Origin of the sequence: Frigoribacterium sp. VKM Ac-1396 (assembly GCF_015350895.1) — a bacterium.
Lineage (GTDB): Bacteria > Actinomycetota > Actinomycetes > Actinomycetales > Microbacteriaceae > Frigoribacterium.
In genome coordinates this window covers 510,120-529,657 of record NZ_JADKSD010000002.1, presented here as the reverse complement: position 1 = coordinate 529,657, position 19,538 = coordinate 510,120, and the positions used below count along the sequence as shown (strand labels likewise).

The 19,538-nt window shown below is 72.9% G+C and carries 20 protein-coding genes and 1 tRNA gene; 14 read left to right on the top strand and 7 right to left on the bottom strand.

What is annotated here, in order from left to right; all coding sequences use genetic code 11:
- Window positions 1–258 precede the first annotated feature (258 nt).
- The 11 genes from ITJ55_RS09565 (at window position 259) to ITJ55_RS09515 (ending at window position 12,274) form a co-directional block, all read left to right on the top strand.
- The gene (locus ITJ55_RS09565; protein ID WP_370544102.1) at window positions 259–1,797 is read left to right on the top strand and encodes an O-acetylhomoserine aminocarboxypropyltransferase/cysteine synthase family protein; all 1,539 of its coding nucleotides are present in this window, start codon (window positions 259–261) and stop codon (window positions 1,795–1,797) included.
- Between the two features lies 1 nt (window position 1,798).
- Complete coding sequence (locus tag ITJ55_RS09560) at window positions 1,799–3,106, top strand: LLM class flavin-dependent oxidoreductase (RefSeq protein ID WP_194595151.1); 1,308 nt, start codon at window positions 1,799–1,801, stop codon at window positions 3,104–3,106.
- Between the two features lie 209 nt (window positions 3,107–3,315).
- Window positions 3,316–4,338 carry a methylenetetrahydrofolate reductase gene (locus tag ITJ55_RS09555; RefSeq protein ID WP_194595150.1) on the top strand — a complete coding sequence of 341 codons (1,023 nt, stop codon included), beginning with the start codon at window positions 3,316–3,318 and terminating at the stop codon, window positions 4,336–4,338.
- Between the two features lie 78 nt (window positions 4,339–4,416).
- A complete protein-coding gene (gene metE / locus ITJ55_RS09550; RefSeq protein WP_194595149.1) occupies window positions 4,417–6,741 on the top strand; it encodes a 5-methyltetrahydropteroyltriglutamate--homocysteine S-methyltransferase in 2,325 nt (774 codons plus the stop codon).
- A gap of 220 nt (window positions 6,742–6,961) precedes the next feature.
- Window positions 6,962–7,240 (top strand): hypothetical protein, encoded by a 279-nt coding sequence (locus tag ITJ55_RS09545; protein ID WP_194595148.1) that lies wholly within the window; start codon window positions 6,962–6,964, stop codon window positions 7,238–7,240.
- A complete protein-coding gene (locus ITJ55_RS09540; protein ID WP_194595147.1) occupies window positions 7,237–7,848 on the top strand; it encodes a hypothetical protein in 612 nt (203 codons plus the stop codon). The genes ITJ55_RS09545 and ITJ55_RS09540 overlap by 4 nt, the downstream gene beginning before the upstream one ends.
- Complete coding sequence (locus ITJ55_RS09535) at window positions 7,845–8,900, top strand: peptidoglycan-binding protein (protein WP_194595146.1); 1,056 nt, start codon at window positions 7,845–7,847, stop codon at window positions 8,898–8,900. Before ITJ55_RS09540 ends, ITJ55_RS09535 begins: the two co-directional genes overlap by 4 nt.
- Window positions 8,897–9,493, top strand: a complete 597-nt coding sequence (locus ITJ55_RS09530) for an ABC transporter ATP-binding protein (protein WP_370544101.1) — start codon at window positions 8,897–8,899, stop codon at window positions 9,491–9,493. The genes ITJ55_RS09535 and ITJ55_RS09530 overlap by 4 nt, the downstream gene beginning before the upstream one ends.
- A complete protein-coding gene (locus ITJ55_RS09525; protein ID WP_194595144.1) occupies window positions 9,490–10,563 on the top strand; it encodes a hypothetical protein in 1,074 nt (357 codons plus the stop codon). The genes ITJ55_RS09530 and ITJ55_RS09525 overlap by 4 nt, the downstream gene beginning before the upstream one ends.
- A gap of 5 nt (window positions 10,564–10,568) precedes the next feature.
- Window positions 10,569–11,540: an ABC transporter ATP-binding protein gene (locus ITJ55_RS09520; RefSeq protein WP_194595143.1), complete on the top strand. Its 972-nt coding sequence runs from the start codon at window positions 10,569–10,571 to the stop codon at window positions 11,538–11,540.
- On the top strand, window positions 11,537–12,274 hold the full coding sequence (locus ITJ55_RS09515; RefSeq protein ID WP_194595142.1) for a hypothetical protein: 738 nt from the start codon (window positions 11,537–11,539) through the stop codon (window positions 12,272–12,274). The genes ITJ55_RS09520 and ITJ55_RS09515 overlap by 4 nt, the downstream gene beginning before the upstream one ends.
- A 96-nt stretch (window positions 12,275–12,370) precedes the next feature.
- On the opposite strand, the gene ITJ55_RS16015 is transcribed toward ITJ55_RS09515, so the two are convergent.
- On the bottom strand, window positions 12,371–13,717 hold the full coding sequence (locus ITJ55_RS16015; RefSeq protein WP_228498098.1) for a MalY/PatB family protein: 1,347 nt from the start codon (window positions 13,715–13,717) through the stop codon (window positions 12,371–12,373).
- A gap of 130 nt (window positions 13,718–13,847) precedes the next feature.
- Here ITJ55_RS16015 and ITJ55_RS09500 point away from each other — a divergent pair, with 130 nt between their 5' ends.
- Window positions 13,848–14,324 (top strand): GNAT family N-acetyltransferase, encoded by a 477-nt coding sequence (locus ITJ55_RS09500; RefSeq protein WP_370544100.1) that lies wholly within the window; start codon window positions 13,848–13,850, stop codon window positions 14,322–14,324.
- A 1-nt stretch (window position 14,325) separates the two neighbouring features.
- On the opposite strand, the gene ITJ55_RS09495 is transcribed toward ITJ55_RS09500, so the two are convergent.
- Entirely contained in the window at window positions 14,326–14,766 is a 441-nt protein-coding gene (locus ITJ55_RS09495) for a MarR family winged helix-turn-helix transcriptional regulator (RefSeq protein WP_194595140.1), read from the bottom strand.
- 72 nt (window positions 14,767–14,838) lie between these two features.
- Between ITJ55_RS09495 and ITJ55_RS09490 the strand changes: the two genes are divergently transcribed.
- Complete coding sequence (locus tag ITJ55_RS09490; RefSeq protein ID WP_194595139.1) at window positions 14,839–15,201, top strand: VOC family protein; 363 nt, start codon at window positions 14,839–14,841, stop codon at window positions 15,199–15,201.
- A gap of 73 nt (window positions 15,202–15,274) precedes the next feature.
- Here the strand turns inward: ITJ55_RS09490 and ITJ55_RS09485 are convergent, their stop codons facing one another.
- Both ITJ55_RS09485 and ITJ55_RS09480 read right to left on the bottom strand, forming a co-directional pair.
- A complete protein-coding gene (locus ITJ55_RS09485) occupies window positions 15,275–15,880 on the bottom strand; it encodes a hypothetical protein (RefSeq protein ID WP_194595138.1) in 606 nt (201 codons plus the stop codon).
- A 352-nt stretch (window positions 15,881–16,232) separates the two neighbouring features.
- Entirely contained in the window at window positions 16,233–17,039 is an 807-nt protein-coding gene (locus ITJ55_RS09480; RefSeq protein WP_194595137.1) for a phosphatase PAP2 family protein, read from the bottom strand.
- 158 nt (window positions 17,040–17,197) lie between these two features.
- On the opposite strand from ITJ55_RS09480, the gene ITJ55_RS09475 reads away from it, so the two are divergent.
- Window positions 17,198–17,374, top strand: coding sequence for a hypothetical protein (locus tag ITJ55_RS09475; protein ID WP_194595136.1), 177 nt, complete (start codon window positions 17,198–17,200; stop codon window positions 17,372–17,374).
- Between the two features lie 21 nt (window positions 17,375–17,395).
- Here ITJ55_RS09475 and ITJ55_RS09470 read toward each other — a convergent pair.
- The 3 genes from ITJ55_RS09470 to ITJ55_RS09460 form a co-directional block, all read right to left on the bottom strand.
- Window positions 17,396–17,467 (bottom strand) — tRNA-Arg (locus ITJ55_RS09470).
- A gap of 165 nt (window positions 17,468–17,632) precedes the next feature.
- On the bottom strand, window positions 17,633–18,127 hold the full coding sequence (locus ITJ55_RS09465) for an HNH endonuclease (RefSeq protein ID WP_194595135.1): 495 nt from the start codon (window positions 18,125–18,127) through the stop codon (window positions 17,633–17,635).
- Window positions 18,128–18,457: 330 nt separating this feature from the next.
- Entirely contained in the window at window positions 18,458–19,342 is an 885-nt protein-coding gene (locus ITJ55_RS09460) for a C40 family peptidase (RefSeq protein WP_194595134.1), read from the bottom strand.
- Window positions 19,343–19,538: the final 196 nt, after the last annotated feature.

The window sequence follows — 19,538 nt, the reverse complement described above, 5'->3', positions numbered from 1 at the left end:
CGTTGTCGGGCATGCGTGTGCTCGGTCGTGCCCCTACGCTACTCGCGCAGAGATCTCTCGACATGAAGATACATGCCCCGTCTGGGCGACCCCGCCGCGGCCCGCCCTGGGGACGAGACGAACGCAGGAGGCGCGGGTCGAGTCCGCTGCAGGCTCGCGCCGGGCACGGTAACCGGGCGTCACGGTCCTTGGTCGCCCAGCGTCGTCGGTGGCAGGCTGCACCGCACCGCGGCATCGACCCGCGACGAGGAGGCACCCGTGACCCACACCGCATCGCACGCGCCGACGCAGCCCGCACCGACGCCGTCCGAGTCGGGGCAGGACGAGCAGGCGCAGCACGAGCCCGCCGGCTTCACCACGCGCCAGGTGCACGCCGGCGCCTCGCCCGAGGCCGCGCACGGCGCCAGGGTCACGCCGGTCCACCTCAGCGCGGGCTTCGTCTTCGACAGCTTCGAGCACGCCCGCGAGCGCTTCGCGGGCGACGACGAGGGCTACCTCTACACGCGCAACGGCAACCCGACCACCGACGAGGTCGAGCGTCGGCTCGCCGACCTCGAGGGCGGGGCCGAGGCGATCCTCGTCGCGAGTGGTCAGGCGGCCACGACCTCCGCCCTGCTCGGCATCGTCCAGGCCGGCGACCGCGTGCTCTCGTCGCGCAGCATCTACGAGGGCAACCGCGGCCTGCTGCTGCAGAACTTCGGCCGTCTGGGCATCGGCGTGGACTTCGTCGACGACGCCACCGACCTCGCCGAGTGGGAGCGCCGCATCGGCCCCGACACGCGAGTCCTGTTCGGCGAACCCATCCCCAACCCGAAGAACGACCTGCTCGACGTCGCCGGCCTGGCCGAGGTCGCGCACCGCCACGGCCTGCCGCTCGTCGTCGACAACACGCTCGCGACGCCCTACCTGCTGCGGCCGATCGAGTTCGGGGCCGACGTCGTCGTGCACTCGACGAGCAAGTTCCTGGCCGGTCACGGCACGGCGCTCGGTGGGGTCGTCGTCGACGCCGGCACCTTCGACTGGTCGGCCCGCCCCGAGCTGTTCCCGCACCTGAACCAGCCGGAGCGCTCGTTCGGCGGTCGCAGCTGGGCGGAGCGGCTCGGCCGACGGGCGTTCGTCTCGTACACCCGAGAGATCGTGGTCTCGCGGTTCGGTCCGACGCCCTCGCCGCTCAACGCCTTCCTGCTGCGCCAGGGGGTCGAGACGCTCTCGCTGCGCGTCGAACGGCACTCGAGCAACGCCCTCGCGATCGCCCGCTGGCTCGAGGCGCGCCCCGAGGTGTCGAGCGTCGACTACTCCGGGCTCGAGTCGAGCCCGTCGTACGCCCTGGCGCAGCGTCAGCTGCCGCGCGGCCAGGGCTCGGTGTTCTCGTTCACCCTGGCGGGCGGCGAGGCGGACGCCGCGGCCTTCGTCGACGCCGTCGAGCTGTTCAGCCGCATGACGCACCTCGGCGACGTCCGCTCGCTCGTGCTGCACCCGGCCTCGACCACGCACGCGGGTCGCACCCCGGCCGAGCGCGACGCGGCCGGCATCTGGCCCGGCCTGCTGCGCCTCTCGATCGGCATCGAAGACCTCGGCGACCTGCTGCGCGACCTCGAGCGCGGTCTCGCCGCGGTCCGCGAACAGGCCGCGGCACGGGCCACGGACGCAGGAGGCGCGGGTCGCCGAGCGCGCCTCCTCGGTTCCGAGCACGGGGCCGCCGCCGAGGCGGGCGCCGACCGGCCCGACACAGACCGGCCCGACGCCGACGCGGTCGACGCCGGCCGCCGCGCGTCCCGCCAGCCAGTGGACGCCTGACGTGGCTCGCCGTCAGCACCTCGGCTGGTTCTTCTCGCGCGGCTTCGGGCCGCAGGGCTGGGGCCACCCGTACCGCGAGTGGAACCACGACTGGACGCGGCCCGAGCTCTACCAGCAGTCGGCCCGCGAGCTCGAGCAGGCCGGCTTCGAGCTGATCGTGATGGAGGACGCCGTCTCGCTCGGCTCGCCCGACACCCTCGACCTGCGCGTGCGCAGCGCCTACGGCGGGCCGAAGCACGACCCGCTGCTGCTCGCTCCGTACCTCTTCGCGGCGACGTCGCGCATCGGGCTGGCGCCGACCGTGAACGCGGGCATCACTCCCCCGTACCTCGCGGCCCGCCAGGCGGCGACGCTGGCGCACCTCAGCTCGGACCGCTTCGGCATCAACCTCGTGACCGACGTCGGCAGCGCCCGACACGTCGGTCTCGAGCCGCTGGGCCACGACGCCGCGTACGACCGGGCGGACGAGTGGATGGCCGTCGTCCGTCGCCTCTGGCACAGCTGGGGCGAGGGCGCCCTGGTCGCCGACCCGGCCACCGGGCGGTACGCGGACGGCACGAAGATCGACGCGTTCCGGCACCGGGGCGAGCACTTCGCGGTCGACGGGCCGCTCAACGCGATCCCGTTCGAGCACGGCGACCCGCTCGTGGTCTCGCCCGGCGGGTCGGCGCGGGGGCTGGCGTTCGCGGGCACGCAGTCCGACGTGCAGCTCGCGCTCGCGCCGCTGCAGGCGCAGGCCGTGCTCGACTACCGGGCGAAGGTGCTGGCCGCCGCGACCGAGCACGGCCGCGGCCCCGACGACCTGCGCGTCCTGTTCGTCGTCAAGCCCGAGATCGTGTCGAGCCGCGACGAGGCGTCCCGCGTCGTCGAGGCGTCGCGCCACCCGGCCGACGAGGTGCTCGCGCAGGTCGCCCTCGGCTGGTCGAGCGACCTCGAGACCGACCTGACCGGGCTCGACCTCGACCGCCCGGTCGACCGCGGGGTGTTCGGCGAACACGTGTCGCACGGCAGCATCGCCGGCTTCTACGGCGGCACCGACGACGCCCCGCTGCGCGAGCTGCTCACCCGCAAGGCGCGCAAGGGGCTCGTCGCCGACCGGGCCGGGTTCGTGGGCACCGCCGACGAGTTCGCCGACTTCGTCGAAGAGCTGGGCGACGACGGCGACAACGACGGGCTCCTCTTCTCGGGCGACCTGCACCCCGTGACCCTGCACCGCATGCTCGACGACCTCGTCCCCGTGCTGCGACGCCGCGGCGTGCTGCGCGGCGAACTCGCCCCGGGTGGGACGCGCGCCAACCTGTTCGGCTGACCCGCGCCTCCTGGTGGCCGGCACTCCGGCCTGTCGGAGCGCCGACATAGAGGAGGCGCACCGGACACCCGGCGTCACCGGACGACACGGGGCGTCACAGGCCTCGACGCGCGGGCGGGCCGCTCGTAACGTCACTGCCACCCGGCCGACGACGGACGGCCGGCACCCCGAGCAGAGCCCCGCACCGAGCACGACGAGGAGTGACCACGATGCCGACCTTCTCCTTCGAGATGTACCCGCCCCGCACCCCGGCGAGCGCCGACGCCCTGCACGCGTCGCTGCGTCAGCTGGCCTCCACCGGGCCCGAGTTCATCTCGGTGACCTACGGGGCGTCGGGGTCGTCGCGGGCCGAGTCGCTGGCCGTGCTGACCGAGGTGCTGCGCGACACCGACGTGCAGGCGATGGCTCACCTGACCTGCGTGGGCTCGTCGTACGCCGAGGCGTCGCGGCTGATCCGCGAGTTCCTCGACGCGGGGGTCACGGCGTTCCTCGCGCTGCGCGGCGACCCGCCGGCCGGCCTGACCGAGGACGACGTGTTCCTCGGCGACCTGGGCAGCGCCGGCGAGCTGGTGCAGCTGATCCACCGGGTGCAGGCCGAGCGCGTGCCGTTCGTCGAGAACGCCGTGCCCGGCAACCCGTTCGCCTCGCGACTCAGCAGCGGGCCGAAGACGACCGTCGCGGTCGCGGCGTTCCCGAACGGGCACCCCCGGTCGCGGTCGAGCCGGCAAGACATCGACACCCTGCTCGCCAAGCAGGCGGCCGGGGCGACGCTCGCCATCACGCAGCTCTTCTTCGAGGCCGACGACTACCTCGGCTTCGTCGACCGGGCGCGCGAGGCCGGCGTGACGATGCGCATCCTGCCCGGGCTCATGCCGATCCTCGGCGCGAGCCAGCTGCGACGCATCGTCGAGCTGACCGGCGAGACGCTGCCCGCCGACCTGCTGCGCCGCCTCGAGACCGCCGACCAGCCGACCGTCGTCGGCGTCGACCACGCCGTCCACCTCGGTCGCCGCCTGCTCGCCGGCGGCGCCCCGGGCCTGCACCTCTACACGTTCAACCGCCACGAGGCGCCGCTCGCCGTGCTCCGCGGCTGCGGGCTCCTCGACCACTGCGTGCCGTCGACCCCGGTGCAGACGGCCTGTGTGCCGTCGACCCCGGCGCCCACGACCCCCGTCAGCACCCTCCCCCAGGCGACGCCCGTCCTCGAGACGGCGTCGCCTCCGTCGTCCTGAGCCGCGCCGCGCCGCGCCTCCCGACCGACCGCCGATCAACCCACCGTTCCGCACCACCGCACAGAGAGAACCGTCCGCATGAGCACTCCCTCCTTCCCCGCCGGCACCGTCCTGGGCTACCCGCGCATCGGCGCGGACCGCGAGCTGAAGCGCGCCGTCGAGTCGCACTGGCGCGGCGACACGACCGTCGACGAGCTCGAGGCGACCGCCGCGTCGCTGCGTGCGACGACGCGTGCCCGCCTGGTCGAGCTGGGCCTCGGCCGTGACGACTCGTCGATGCCCGAGTCGTTCTCGTACTACGACCAGGTGCTCGACGCGGCCGTGACCGTCGGCGCCGTGCCCACCCGCTTCGCCGACCTCGTCGACGCCGACGGGCACCTCGACCTCGACGGCTACTTCACGCTCGCCCGCGGTGACGCCGAGCGCGCCCCGCTCGAGATGACGAAGTGGTTCGACACGAACTACCACTACCTGGTGCCCGAGATCGGCCCGTCGACGACCTTCCGTCTCGCGAGCGACCGCCTGGTGCGCGAGGTCGAAGAGGCGCGCGCGGCCGGGTACCGCACCCGCCCGGTGGTCGTCGGGCCGGTCACGCTGCTGGCCCTCGCCAAGCCTGACGGGGACGCGCCCGAGGGCTTCGTGCCGCTCGACCGCCTGGCCGACCTGGTGCCCGTCTACCGCGAGCTGCTCGCCCGCCTGGCCGAGGCCGGGGCCGAGTGGGTGCAGCTCGACGAACCCGCCCTGGTCAGCGAGTCGCTCGACGTCGACGCCGCGACCGTGCGGGCCGCGGCGGCGTCGGCCTACGCCTCCCTCGGCGCCGACCGTCCGCTGGCGATCCTCGTCGCGGCACCCTACGGCGACCTCGGCGAGGCCCTGCCCGTGCTGCTCGACGCGCCCGTCGACGGCGTCGCGCTCGACCTCGTGAAGGGCTCGGTGCCGACCGGGGTGACGACCGACAAGGTGCTGGTCGGCGGCGTCGTCGACGGCCACAACGTCTGGCGCGGCGACCTGGCCGCCGCGCTCGAGTCGCTCGAGTCGCTGCGCTCGGTGTCGCCGACGGTCTCGGCCGGCACGTCCACCAACCTCTTCCACGTGCCCCACGACGTCGAGGTCGAGCAGCAGCTCGACGCCCGGCTGCGCAGCTGGCTCGCCTTCGCCGACCAGAAGGTCGGGCAGGTGGCCGTGCTCGCGACGGGGCTGACCGCGGGGCGCGAGGCCGTCCTCGACGAGCTGAACCGCGCCTCCTCGGCCCTCGCCGACCGCCTCGCGGCACCGGGCGTCCGCGACGGGGCCGTGCGCCGTCGGGCCGCGGCCCTCACGCCGTCGGACCGCGTCCGCGGGGACGAGGAGGCGCGGGTCGCCGAACAGGACGCCGCCCTCTCGCTGCCCGCCCTCCCGACCACGACGATCGGGTCGTTCCCCCAGACCGGCGACATCCGCGTCGCCCGGGCCCGGCACGCCCGCGGCGAGATCGACGACGCCGCCTACCGCGAGTTCTTGCGGGACGAGATCCGCCGCGTGGTCGCGCTGCAAGAGGAGATCGGCCTCGACGTGCTGGTGCACGGCGAGCCCGAGCGCAACGACATGGTGCAGTACTTCGCCGAGAACCTCGACGGGTTCGCCGTGACGCGCCACGGCTGGGTGCAGTCCTACGGCTCGCGGGCGACGCGGCCGTCGATCCTCTGGGGCGACGTGTCGCGTCCGGCGCCGATCACGGTCGAGTGGTCGTCCTTCACGCAGTCGCTGACGGCCAAGCCCGTCAAGGGCATGCTGACCGGGCCGGTGACGATCCTCGCGTGGTCGTTCGTCCGCGACGACCAACCGCTCGGCGAGACCGCCGACCAGGTGGCGCTGGCGCTGCGCGACGAGATCGCCGACCTCGAGGCGGCGGGCATCCCCATCGTGCAGGTCGACGAGCCGGCCCTGCGCGAGTTGCTGCCGCTGAAGACCGCGGACCAGGCGGCGTACCTCGACTGGTCGGTGGGGTCGTTCCGGCTCGCGACGGCCGGCGTGGCCCCGCGCACGCAGATCCACACGCACCTCTGTTACTCGGAGTTCGGCGTCGTCATCGAGGCGATCGACGCCCTGGACGCCGACGTCACCTCGATCGAGGCCGCACGCTCGCGCATGGAGGTGGTGGCCGAGGTGCGCGACGGCGGCTTCTCGCGCGGCGTCGGGCCGGGCGTCTACGACATCCACTCGCCGCGCGTGCCGAGCGTGGACGAGATGTCCGAGCTGCTGAGCACGGCGCTCGACGCCCTGCCGGTGCGCCAGCTCTGGGTGAACCCGGACTGCGGCCTCAAGACCCGCGGCTACGCCGAGACCGTCGCGGCGCTCGAGAACCTCGTGGCCGCGACCCGCGCCGCGCGCGAGCGCGTGGCGGCGGTGCCCGCCGCCGTGTAGCGCGGGTGCGGGCCCTGACCCTGGCCCATCCCACCACGAAATGAACACCCCGCCACGTCTTTTCATGGCGGGGTGTTCATGTCGTGGCGGGTTGTTCACCGGTCGATCTGGGCGTTCGATCGCGACCCGTCGGAACCCGAATGTCACCCTTGATACGGCACGTCTTTAACGTTAGTTTCGACGCCTGGCGAAACGGATTCGTCAGAGGGAGGAAGCACACGTGCTCATCAAGAAATTCGCGATCGCGGCCGCGGTCACCGTCGTCCTGGCCGGGGGCACGATCGCGGCGGACGCGGCCACGGCACCCGAGGCGCAAGCCGCCTGCTACGGCAGCGTCTCGCTCTACAAGGGCAAGAACAACTCGTGCTCCAAGGCCCGACACTGGAACGCCATCCGCAATTCGGCGTCGAAGTACGGCTCGTGGGTCGGCCGGGGTGGATGGTCGAGTCAGTCGCAGTGCTGGGCCAACGTGGTGTCGTACGGGATGACCGCGAAGTGAGGCCGACGGTCACGGCGGCGGCTGCCACGGCCGCCGCCGTGCTCGTCGCCCTGGTCGGCTGTGCCAGCCCTCAGCCCGACGGCACCCCTCGACCCGATGCCGCCGCACTCGGGCTGTCCGGGCCGTGGGCCGACGCCTTCGCCGAGGCGCTCGACGAGAGCGAGAGCGATGTCGAGAAAGCGATCCTGGCCGACGGCGTAGTCACCTCGACCGAACTCGAACAGGCTCACGACGGCGTCCGAGGCTGTCTCGCCGACTCAGGTCTGGCCGTCGACTACTTCCCCGACGGAGGGTTCGAGCTCACCGACCTCGACGGCGACGCCCCCGACATGCCCTTCGAACGGTCGGATGCAGCGTTGCGGGCCTGCGAGACCAGGTTCGACAGCTGGGTGACCTTCCTCTTCGAGCAGGTTCGACGCAACCCCGAACGCCTCGACGAAGGGACCATCCAGGTCCGGTGCCTGGCCGATGCCGGGCTGGTCGATCCGTCCTACGGTCGTGACGACTGGGAGGCCGACGACGAGACGGGCGCCTTCCCGTTCGACACCCAGGCCGAGGCCGCCCAGTCCTGCCTCCGCGACCCCCTCGGCCTCTGGTCCGAGCGATGAAGCCGACGAGACTCCCGAGCGCGACGGTGGTCGGTCTCGTGGCGGTCACGGCACTCGCGATCGGTGCCGGGGCGGTCCTCGTGCTCGTCCCACCCGACCAGCCCTCCGCCCTGCGCCCACCCACCCCAGCCGAGGCGGTGCCCGTCGAGACGCGCGAGGACGTCGACGAACGCCAGGTCCAGCTGGTGCTGCAGACGGGGTCGCCGCGCGAGATCGTCTCGCCTCGAGCGGGTGTCCTCACCGGCTCGTCGTGCTCCACGGGCGGTGAGATCTCGAGCGGCGACGTCGTCGCGACCGTGGACGGCCGTCCTGTCATCGCGCTCGCGACCGCCGTGCCGCTCTGGCGAGGTCTCGACCTCGACGACCGCGGAGACGATGTCCGGGGCCTGCAGGCTGAGTTGGCCCGGTTGGGCGTCCCCGTCACCGTGGACGGCGCGTTCGGCGTCGACACCCGCCGGGCCGTCCGGTCGTTCCTGACCGCGAGGGGAGTCGCCATGTCGGCCGTCGACGCCGTCCCGGTCGATGCCGTCACCTGGCTCCCGGCCCCCCGGGTCCGTGCCGAGGGGTGCGAGGGCGTCGTCGGTTCGCCCGTCGACACCGGGGACGAGCTCATCCGACTTCCCGTCGAGTTGCAGGCTGCCCGGCTCGAGAAGCTGCCGCTCGACGCCTCACCCGGCGACCGCGTGGTGACCGTGGCCGGGGTCACGACCCCCGTCTCGGCCGAGGGGGCCGTGACCGATCCGACCGAGCTGGCACGCCTGGCCTCGACGCCCGACTACGCGTCCGTCATCGACGACGACGCACCGGCCGTCACCGCCCGATGGTCCCTCGCCGAACCCGTCCGGGTCACGGTCGTGCCTCCGAGCGCCCTGGTCGACGTGCGCGACGGGTCGGCGTGCCTGCAACCCGTCGACGACTCGGGCGAACCCCGACAGCCCGTCCTGGTGGACGTCGTCGGCTCGCAGCTGGGTCAGTCCTACGTGGTCCCGCCCGACGGCACGCCCGTGACGTCGGTCGTCCCCCGTCCCGACGGGAGCCTCACGTGCCGGTGAACTTGCATGGGGTCGGTCATGCGTTCGGCGACGGCGCTCCCCTCTTCACCGACGTCGACCTCACCCTGCACCGTGGCTCCGTGTGCGCCGTCGTGGGTCCCAGCGGTTCGGGCAAATCCACGCTCCTGGCCGTCGTCGCGGGCATGGTGACACCTCGCTTCGGGCAGGTCGCGCGAGCCGCGGGCACACGCGTCGGCTGGGTGTTCCAGAACCCTCACGGGGTGCCGCGGCGGACCGCCCTCGATCACGTCTCACTCGCATTCCTGGCCGCCGGGGCTTCGCGGGTCGAGGCCGACCGTCGGGCGAGGGCGCTCCTCGACCGCTTCGACCTCACGCCGCGCGTGGGGGCTCGGTTCGCCGAACTCTCGGGTGGCGAGGCACAGCGCCTCATGCTGGCCCGCGGCATCGCTGCCGAGCCCGACGTCCTGCTCGTCGACGAGCCCACCGCGCAGCTGGACCGTCGGACGGCCGCCGAGGTCAACCGTGTCATCGGTTCGCTCGCCGACCACGGCACCGCGGTGCTCGTGGCCACGCACGACGACGCCACGCGAGATGCCTGCGACGACGTGCTCGATCTCGGTGAACACCGGTGAAGGCCCGTGAGGTCGCCCGCGAGGCCCTGCGTGACCTCGTCTCGGGCACCACGACGACGTCGCTCTGGATCGCCCTGTTCGTCGTGACCGTCGGGGCCGTCGTCGTCGCCCAGGCGACGAGTGCGCGATCCGCCGTCGACGCGGCCGACCGATGGCTGGCGAGCGGGGCCGCCACCCTGGTCGAGACCGCCGAGGAGCGAATCGACGGACGCGCCTGCGACGCCCTGTCCGCCCTGCCGACCGTGCAGGCCGCGGGTGCCATGCGCGCAGCCACCGTCGACCTGTCTCCCGCGGCTCTGCCGAGGGGAACCGTCCCGACGTACGACGTCACGCCGGGTTTCGCGGCACTGCTGCCGGTCGAGGGCACCACCGACGGTCTCGGTCTCGTCGTCAGCGACGAGGCCGCCCGGGCCCTCGGAGTCACCGGCCCGGGCGACCTGGCGACGCGAGACGGGCACGCGCCCGTGCAGGGGGTGTTCGGGTACCCCGACGACGGGCACGATCCGGCGCTCACGTACAGTGCTCTGGCGGCCAGCAGGGCCGACGACGGGCCCTTCGACGCCTGTTGGGTCGCGTCGTGGCCCGCCAGCGACGACGTCGTGCAAGCACTCGGCCGGACGGTCCTGCCCGGCAGCGGAGGCGACACCGAGTCCCGCCCTGTGCTGGGCCAACTGAACTCCACCCTCGGGGTCTCGTTCCACTCGCCTCCGGTGGCTCTCGACGGATGGGGTGCAGCAGCGGCCGGCGGGCTCGGCGTCGCCTCCGGGGCGGCCAGCGTCTGGCGACGACGGAGTCACCTCGCCTCTGACCGACACGTCGGGGTCACCACCGCCGCCCAGCTCGGGTCGCAGTCGCTGCAGGGAGCGGTCTGGACGACCGTGGCGTCGCTGTGCCTCGTGCCCGTCGTCCTGGCCGTCACGGCCGGCCTCCGCCCCGACGACTCGATCCCGATCTCCTGGGACGCCGGACGGACCCTGGCCGTCGGCGCCGTCGGCGTGCTGCTCGGCGTCGTCGTGGCCGCGGTGTCCGTCCGTGAGTCCTCGCTGCTCCGCTACGTGAGACAGAGGTGAAGAGCATGAGACAGAGCTCTCCTGATCCGTACCCGGTGTCGGTCCGCAGCCTCTCCAAGGCCTACGGCCGACGAGCCGTCGTCCACGACGTCAGCTTCGACGCGCACGCGGGTCGGGTCACCGCACTGCTCGGGCCGAACGGGGCCGGCAAGTCGACGACGCTGCGGGCGGCGCTCGGACTCGTCCGATCGACGAGCGGAACGGCACTCTTCGGGGGCCGCCCCTTCGCCGAGCTCGACCGACCGGGCCGAACGGTCGGCGTGCTGCTCGACGCGGGTGCCGGCCACGGGGGGCGCAGCGTCCGCGAGACCGCCCGCCTCTCGGGCCTGGCGATCGGCGTCACTCCACGACGCGTCGACGAGTGTCTCGACCTCGTCGGCCTGTCGACCGTGGGCGGCCGTCGAGTCGGGGCGCTCAGCCTCGGCATGCGCCAGCGCCTGGGCCTCGCCGTCGCCTTGCTCGGCGAGCCGACGACACTGATCCTCGACGAGCCGGGCAACGGCCTCGACCCCGAGGGGCTGCGGTGGTTGGACGACGTGATGGTCGGCTTCGCCCGCGCCGGTGGCGCCGTCCTGCTGTCCAGTCACCACCTCGCCGACATCGAGATGATCGCCGACGACGTCGTCATCCTCGATCGTGGCCGCGTGGTCCACACCGGGCCGGCTCGAGGTGCTGCCCCGGCGAGCGTCGCGTTCAGCAGCGCGGACGACGAGCGGTTCGTCCGCGCCCTCGTCGGTCAGGGGGTGGCGGTCGAGCGAGGGCGAGACGACGCGGCGATCCTGTCCGCCGCGACCACGGCCGATCACGTCGGACGCCTGTCCCTCACCCTCGGCATCCCGTTGACCCATCTGTCGGAGTCCCGTCCGTCACTCCGTTCGTTCTTCCTCGACCAGACCTCTGGCGAACACACCGCGCGCCTCCCGACCACGACGCCACCGTCACACCCGTCGACGTCCCTGCCGAAAGCGACCTCATGACCCCCTGGTCCGTCCTCTTGCGCATCGAGATCCTCAAGGCGACCGACACCCGCGCCGCCCGCGGGCTATTCGCCACCATCGCACTCCTGGGCGTCGGCACGGTCACCCTGTCCCAGACGACCGACACGTCGCTCGAGACGTTCGTGGGCGGGGTGGCCCTCCCCCTCACGGCACTGCTCCCCGTCGTGGCCGTCCTCGCGGTCACCGGCGACTGGACCGGACGCTCCGCCCTGGCGACGTTCACGCAGACGCCCCGGCGCCTGCTGGTCCTGACGGCACGCGTCGTCGCGATCGTCGCACTCGTCCTGGGAGTCGCTCTCGTCACGGCCGCGGGCGCGGCCCTGGCGTTCGTCGCGCTGCACCCCGACCGCCTCGCCGCGACCGATTGGTCCGCCGTGACGACCGCCGCAGGCGGTGTCGTGGCCTTGGCCGTCGCAGCCGCCCTGACGGGCACCGCCGTCGGCTCACTGCTGCTGAACACGCCCCTGGCCATCGTCGTCACCATGCTGCTGCCCATCACGTACGACGTCGCCGCCGCGCTGCTCGTCCCGTCCGTCGCCCCCTGGATCTCGACGCTCGCCTTCTCGGCCTGGCTCGCGCATCCGCACCTGACCTGGGGGGAAGGCCCCGGGGACGTGCCGGGCACGGGGCAAGCGCTGACCTCGCTGGTGATGTGGGTCGTGCTGCCGCTGGGGCTCGGCTGGTGGCGCCAGCTGCGGCGCGACGTCGCCTGACGCGACGAGCGGGTCGGGCACCGGGCAGGCACAGCCGGAGGGCGCAGCGGTAGCCGAGGCGGCACGCCGGCGCGGCGACCCGGCGCGGCGGGCCGCTCAGGTGCGGGAGGCCACGAGGGCGGCGATGCGTCGCACGGCCTCGACCAGCACCCCGGGGTCGCACGCGAGGTTCAGGCGGGCGTGACCGGCGCCTCCTGGTCCGTAGGTGTGGCCGGCGTTCAGGGCGACCCGGGCCTCGGCGAGCACGACGGCCGCGGGGTCGTCGCCGAGCCCGAGCGGGCGGAGGTCGAGCCAGGCGAGGTAGCCGGCCGCCGGGCGGTGGTACGTGACGCCGGGCAGGTGCTCGGCGAGCAGGGACGCCAGCAGGGCGTCGTTCGCGACGATCCGGGCGACGGCGTCGTCGAGCCAGTCGATACAGCCGAACGCGACGACGTTGGCGTGCAGGACGAGGATGCTCGTGCGACACGCGACCTCCTCGACGAGGCCGTCGAGCAGCACGGCCGTCCGGTCGTCGCCCGCGACCACCAGCGAGCACTTCGCCCCCGCGAGGTTCCAGCCCTTGCTCGCCGAGGTGACCGTGACCGACCGCGCACCCTGCGCCTCCGCGACCGGTGAGAACGGCGTGAAGGCGACGCCGGGGTGCGTCAGCGGTGCGTGCACCTCGTCGCTCACGACGAGAACGTCGTACCGTGCGGCGAGACGTGCCACCTCGGCGAGCGCCGCCGCGTCGTGGACGATGCCGAGCGGGTTGTGCGGGTTGCAGAGCAGCACCGCGTCGACGCCTGAGGCGAAGGCCCGCTCGAGGCCGGCCAGGTCGAGGCCGGCGCGGTCGAGGCCGGCGCGGTCGAGGCCGGCGCGGTCGAGGCCCGCGCGTCCGGTGCGGGCCCGTCCGTCACCGGCCCGTCCGTCACCGGCCCGTCCGTCACAGGCGAGCGCCGGCGACCCCGAGGAGGCGCGGGTCGCGTCACCGACGGACTCCCCCGGCACCAGCAGCGGCACGCACACGACCTCGGCCCCGGCCTCTTCGACGAGCTCGAAGAACGGCGGGTAGACCGGCGGCGTCACGACGACGCGGCCGCCGCGGGGCACGGCGAGGCGGAGGGTCTCGACGATGCCGACGCTGACGTCGGTCGCGATGTGCACCCGGGACTCGTCGACGCACCAGCCCCACCGGTCGAGGGCGAACCGGGCGAAGGCGGGCGCGAGGGGCCCGGGGCCGTCGAGGTAGCCGACGTCCGAGGCGCGCACCCGGCGGACGAGCTCGTCGACGGTCGGCTCGGCGAGGTCGTAGTCCATCTCGGCGACGAAGAGCGGCAGCACGTCGTCGGCGAAGCGCGTCCACTTGATGCTCGTGCGCTCGCGGCGGAGGCGGGCGAGGTGCCGCTCGGCGGGTGCCGAGGGCGGGGCCGGTGCCGGAGCCGGGGCTGTCGTCGCGTTCACCATGCCGACACGATCCTCCCGGCGCGGCGGATGCACCAGCAGCCTCGTCACACGGCGACTCACGGGACCCGCAGCCCCGCCACGCCGACCGCTCGGCGACATCGGACGACCGACGATCGGCCAGGATGTCGAGGTGACCACACCGGCGCCCGCGACGAGCATCGAGCCCCGCCCCTACGACCACCCCGACGTGCAGACGCTGGTCGAGGGGCTGCAGCAGCTGTACGTCGAGATCTACGGCGGACGCGACGACAGCCCGATCGACCGTTCCGAGTTCGAGCTGCCGAGGGGCACGTTCGCGGTGGCGTACGAGTCGGGCGAACCCGTCGCCCTCGGCGCGTGGCGGCTGCTGCCCGACGGCCGAGCCGAGCTCAAGCGGATGTACGTGCGTCCCGACCGACGCGGACGCGGCCTGTCGCGCTCGGTGCTGACCTGGCTCGAAGGGTCGGCGTCGGACGCCGGCGTCACCGAGATGGTGATCGAGACCAACGTGGCCCACGACACCGCGATCCGCCTCTACGAGTCGGCCGGGTACCGACCCATCGCGGCCTACGGCCACTACGCCGACGACGCCGGCACCGTCTCGCTCGGTCGCACACTCGCCAGCTGAGTCACCGCAGCGCGGTCACGCACCCCCGCAGCGCCTCGGCCAGCTGTCGCCGCGCGGCCGGTGCGAGCCCAGCGGTCATCCGGTCTTCGACGCCCCGCACGGCGGCGCTCGCCACGGCCAGCTGCCGACGCCCCGCGGCCGTCAGCTCGGTCGGCAGGGCTCGGCCCGTCGGCGCCCGATCGGCTCGACATACCAGCCCGTCGCGCTCGAGCGCCTGCAGCAGCACGTTCATCGACTGACGCGTGACGAACGCGCCGCGGGCGAGCTCGGAGTTCGACAGCCCGGGCCGCTGCGCGAGCAGTTCGAGGCACGAATAGTGGGTGACGGTCATGCCGAGGGGCCGGAGCTCCGCCTCCATGGAGGCGCGTAGAGCACTCGACGCCTCCTTCAGCAGGTAGCCCACCGAGGTCTCGAGGTCGATCGCCGATCCGACTTGACTCATGTCAGTAGTCTGACATAGGTTCGTTGATGTCAGCTAACTGACACATATCACCGACACGAGAGCAGGCACACCATGACCGCCACCGGCCCCGACTTCATCTCGCTCCAGGTCCGCGACGTCGAGCGATCGGCCGCGTTCTACGAGCAGCACCTCGGCCTCACCCGGCAGGACGGCCCGCCGCACGCCGTCGTCTTCGCCACGAAGCCGATCGCGTTCGCCGTCCGCGGCGCGCTGCCCGGCGTCGACCTCGACGCGGCCCCGCTCGGTCGCGGTGTCGGCCTGTGGCTGCTCGCCCCCGACGCGCAAGACATCCACGACGCCCTGGTCGCCGCCGGCGTCGAGATCGCCACCGCACCCGTCGACGGCCCCTTCGGCCGCACCTTCACCTTCGTCGACCCCGACGGCTACCAGGTCACCCTGCACGACCGCGCGTGACGTCCGTGACGGTGCGATCAGGTCGCGTCGGACCGATGCCCGGCACGCCTCACGCCTGCGGCGACGGGCGGACTCACGACCAGATGCGATGCGTCAAAGCCTGCAGCAGCGAGCCCGAGGGCTTGCCCAACTCGGCGACCGTGATGACGACGCCGTCGCGGCAGAACATCGTGAAGAGGCCGTCGAGGTTGTCCGGCGACTGCGCGCCGACAGTCCCGGGTCTCGAGAACGAACACCGCGTGCCCCCCAGCGAGTCGGCGCACACCCCGCCCTCGTTGCTCAGGTCGTAGAGGTAGCGGTCGGCCTGCGCGGGGTCGAGGGTGCTGTAGTCCACGCTGGCGCCGACCATCGTGCCCGGCTCGGTCCACGAGCAGGACAACACCTCGGCTTCGATCACCGGGCGTTCGCTCGGCAGCAGCGCGTCGTCGGGATTCCGCAGTTCGAGCTCGACGACCGGCCGATCGCCCACCGCCTCGGCCGCCTCGGCCGGTGGAAGTGCGTCGTCGCACGACGTCGGCAGCGAAGCGGTCTGCATCGTCGGCTCCGGGGTGACGCCGGGAGGCGCGGTGTCGGCAGGATCGAGGTCGGGCGAGGTTGCAGGCGGTCGAGCGGAAGGCTCGTGACGCCCGGCGGCCGATGGCTCCGTCGCGCATGCCGACGAGGCGACGACGAGTCCCACGGCGAGCAGGACGACCGGGACGAGCCGACGTGGCCGACGGGACGACGAGGAGATCAGACGGTCGATGCTCACGGGAGTCCTCACGGGGCGGCGCGCGCTGCGCAGGCGGCAGGGCGGACACGAACACGCCCCCGCCCCCTTGCCGGACACGCCGGCGGGCCGACCATAGCAAGCCGGGCACAGGCAGGGCTAGCGTGTCGTCACCGGGGGACGGCGACGACCCCGCCCCGCGATGCCGACGACAGCCGACCGACCAGACGCTCACCGTCGTCGACCAGGACGACTCAGAGGTCACGCTCGAGACCACGAGCGACTCGGAACGTCGGTCAGCCCGTCTCTCGTGGATGCGTCGTCACTCGTGGACGTCGTCGTCGTCCTGGGTGCTGAGGTAGAGGCGGTGACTCGTGACGATCAGCGAGAGCCATCCGATGCCGGTGACCCACCCGACGGCGACGTCGGTGAACCAGTGCGCCCCGAGCAGCACGCGCGACAGCCCCACGACGCCGGCCGTTCCGGCGGCGGCCCCGACGATCGCCACCTGCGGCGCCTGGTTGCGCTGCCGGAGCGCCAGCAGGTAGGCGAGCACGCCGAGGATGGTGGTCGTGTTCAGGGTGTGCCCCGACGGGAACGACGGTGACTTCTCGTAGGGCGGGATGGCCTCGTGACGGTCGGGCCGGTTGCGCTTGATGAGCTTCTTGCCCACGACCGTCATCGCGAGCGAACCCGCTCCGGCCGCCACGACGAGGGTGACGGGGCTGGGGTGACGGTCACGGATGCCGAAGGCCGCGGCGGCGCCGACGGTGAGGGCCGGCAGGGCGATCGGGCCGAAGACGTGGGCGATGGTGGCGGCCGCGCCGTTGATGAACGGCGAGCGGAGCCGCTTCGCCCGCTCGAGCGCCGGGCGGTCGAGGCTCTCGATGCCGTCCCGGCCCGTCACCCCGTCGTAGATGTAGGCCGCCCCGGCCGTCGCCGCGATCGCGACGCCGCCCCCGACGGCGAGGGTCGCGACGAGCGCGCGCCGGGCGCCGACCTTCTGCGCGACGGTCTTGTGCCGCGAGGCGAGCCGTTGGCCCGCGGCGGACCGCCATTCGGTGAGGTCACGGCGCCCGATCTGCCGGTCGTAACGGGTGGTGGTGGCGGTGTCGCGAGCGGAGGGCATGCGCTCTACTCTGGCCCGGCCGCGACTCCGGCCTCCAGGTAGCGTTGTTCCCGATCGTCTGAGCTCGGATGGGCACTCACGGTGGCGTGTGCGCCAGACACTCCCCCGACACAGGCTCGCCGATGTCAGCACCGCTCCCCTCAACCGGAAGGCCACCCATGGTGTTCTCGATCACCCTCCTCATCCTCGGGCTCGTCGGAATCGTCGGCGGCATCCTGATCATCCGGCAGCGGGACGGCGGCAGCGCCGTACCGGGCGTGGCGGTCACCGCCCTGGGAACGCTGGCGGCCGCGTTGGGCATCGCACTCCTGGCCCTGCCCGAACTCCCTGCGTAGTCGATCGGCGCCGGCGAGGGGTGCCCCTGGAGGGACTCGAACCCCCAACCCTTTCCTTAGGACGGAACTGCTCTTCCATTGAGCTACAGAGGCTGACCGTCCGAGTCTACCGAACCCGCGCCTCCTGCCGTCCGGCCCTCGAGACCACTGCACCGCCCTTCGTGCAGTGCACCCCGACTAGTCACGGTGCGATGCACGAAACGCGGTGCGAAGCAGCCCGCCCGCCCGCCCGCCCGGCCTGCACCGAGCAGGCCGGACTCACGCGGCGGTGAGGTACTCGTCCCAGTCCGCCTGCGTCCGCTCCATGCCGCGCACGACCCAGCCGACCCCGTGGGGTGCCTTGGGCCTGAAGCGCAGCTCCCAGCCCATCTCGTGCGGGGTGCGGTCGCTCTTGAGGTTGTTGCACTTGAGGCAGCACGCGACGAGGTTCTCCCAGCTGTCCGCGCCCCCGCGCGACCGGGGCTGCACGTGGTCGATGGTCGTCGCCGCCCGGCCGCAGTACGCGCAGCGGTGTGCGTCGCGCCGCATGACCCCGCGGCGCGACACCGGGATCTGCCGCGTGTGCGGGATGCGGACGTACCGCGTCAGCACGATGACCGACGGACGATCCCACGACATCACCGCCCCGAGCACGGGGTGCTCCGCGTCGGCGGCGACGACGGTCGCCTTCTGGCTCATGACGAGGACGAGGGCCCGCCGGTCGGACACCACGGCGAGGGGTTCGAAACCGGCGTTCAGGACGAGAGTGCGCATGCTTTCCCTTTCGAAGCACCCTGGACGGCTTCCAGGGATTCGATCTCTCGGGGCATCGCCGGCCCAGCAGGCCCGCCGACACGAAAAAAGCACCGTCACGGGGACGGTGCTCTGTCACATGGCGGGGTGTCGTATGTGCTCGTACGACAGCGCACCCATGGTGCGGGTGGCGGTCGTACGAGGCATGTGACGCTCCTGGTCTCAGCGGAACTCCGAGGTCGCCAGGTTAACCCCGGAAGGGCCGCGCTGCCTAGAGGCAGAACAGCCCTTCACAGGTTGTTCACGCGGAGCCCGTCGCGAGACGGGCCGAGCGTGGGAGGCGCGGGTCGGCTACGCCCCGAAGCGCACGTAGTGCACGGCGCTCGTCCAGAGCGGCCGCACGCTGACGAACCCGCCGGGCTTCGGCGCGTCGAGGATCATGCCGTTGCCGGCGTAGAACCCGTCGTGCGACCCGTCGTTGAAGATCACGACGTCACCGGGCTGCGCCTCGGCGGCCGAGATGGGCGTGCCCATGGCGCCCTGGCGGGTGACCGAGTGCGGCAGCGAGATGCCGTACTGCGAGTAGACGTACATCACGAAGCCCGAGCAGTCGAAGCCGGCGGGGGTGGCGCCGCCGAAGACGTACGGGGTGCCGACGTACTGCAGAGCCGTGTCGTAGACGGCACTCAGGCTGAACGCGCCCGGCGTCGCGACGGTGCCGGTCGCCGAGGCGGAGGCCGAACCGGACGACGACGCCGCCACGTTCTCGGCCGCCGTCGGGCCGGTGTAGCTGGCGTAGCTCGCGGCCAGGGCTGCTCGCTCGGCCTCGCGCTGGCTGGCCAGGGCCGCCGCGTTGAGGTCTTCTTGCGACGTCGCCGTGTAGCCGTCACGCGTCGCGTCGGCCAGGGCGACGTCGTCGCCCACCGCGACGTTCTGCGCGTGGCTGGTCGAGGCGGCCGTCGACGAGGCACCGACGCTCGGGCCGTTCGCCGCGCCGGGGTTCGACGCGAAGGCCGGCAGGGCCATCGTGCCGATGAGGCCGGCGGTGAGGGTCATGACGGTCACCGAGACCACGCTGCGCTTCACCGACGGGCGACCCGACCGGGCGGCGGGTGCGGCAGCGGCGGCCTGCGCACGACGCAGGGACGAGCGGGTCGGCAGGTCGGCGGGGGTGCGGGTGGCGACGGTGCGGTTCGGGCGCGAGTCGGGGGTGGGGTCTGAGCCGGGAAGCGTCAAGAGGGTGGGTCTCCTGCGTCTCGACAGCCCTAGGGAAGCTGCCCCGTCCGTTCGTCTTGATCGCAACGACACACGGCAGGAGACGGGCGCGAGAGACGTCCTGCCACGGGTCCGACGGCCGGTTCAGTGGCCTGGGGACTCAGCGACTGTACCTGAGGCCCGCGGTGAAATCATCCTTCAGAGGGAGATTTGTAAC

Bases quoted from the DNA above. Each gene is read 5' to 3' on its own strand.
- ITJ55_RS09555 (WP_194595150.1), top strand. From the start codon at position 3,316: ATGCCGACCTTCTCCTTCGAGATGTACCCGCCCCGCACCCCGGCGAGC.
- metE (WP_194595149.1), top strand. From the start codon at position 4,417: ATGAGCACTCCCTCCTTCCCCGCCGGCACCGTCCTGGGCTACCCGCGC.
- ITJ55_RS09535 (WP_194595146.1), top strand. From the start codon at position 7,845: ATGAAGCCGACGAGACTCCCGAGCGCGACGGTGGTCGGTCTCGTGGCG.
- ITJ55_RS09520 (WP_194595143.1), top strand. From the start codon at position 10,569: ATGAGACAGAGCTCTCCTGATCCGTACCCGGTGTCGGTCCGCAGCCTC.
- ITJ55_RS09515 (WP_194595142.1), top strand. From the start codon at position 11,537: ATGACCCCCTGGTCCGTCCTCTTGCGCATCGAGATCCTCAAGGCGACC.
- ITJ55_RS16015 (WP_228498098.1), bottom strand. From the start codon at position 13,717: ATGGTGAACGCGACGACAGCCCCGGCTCCGGCACCGGCCCCGCCCTCG.
- ITJ55_RS09495 (WP_194595140.1), bottom strand. From the start codon at position 14,766: ATGAGTCAAGTCGGATCGGCGATCGACCTCGAGACCTCGGTGGGCTAC.
- ITJ55_RS09490 (WP_194595139.1), top strand. From the start codon at position 14,839: ATGACCGCCACCGGCCCCGACTTCATCTCGCTCCAGGTCCGCGACGTC.
- ITJ55_RS09480 (WP_194595137.1), bottom strand. From the start codon at position 17,039: ATGCCCTCCGCTCGCGACACCGCCACCACCACCCGTTACGACCGGCAG.
- ITJ55_RS09475 (WP_194595136.1), top strand. From the start codon at position 17,198: ATGGTGTTCTCGATCACCCTCCTCATCCTCGGGCTCGTCGGAATCGTC.
- ITJ55_RS09465 (WP_194595135.1), bottom strand. From the start codon at position 18,127: ATGCGCACTCTCGTCCTGAACGCCGGTTTCGAACCCCTCGCCGTGGTG.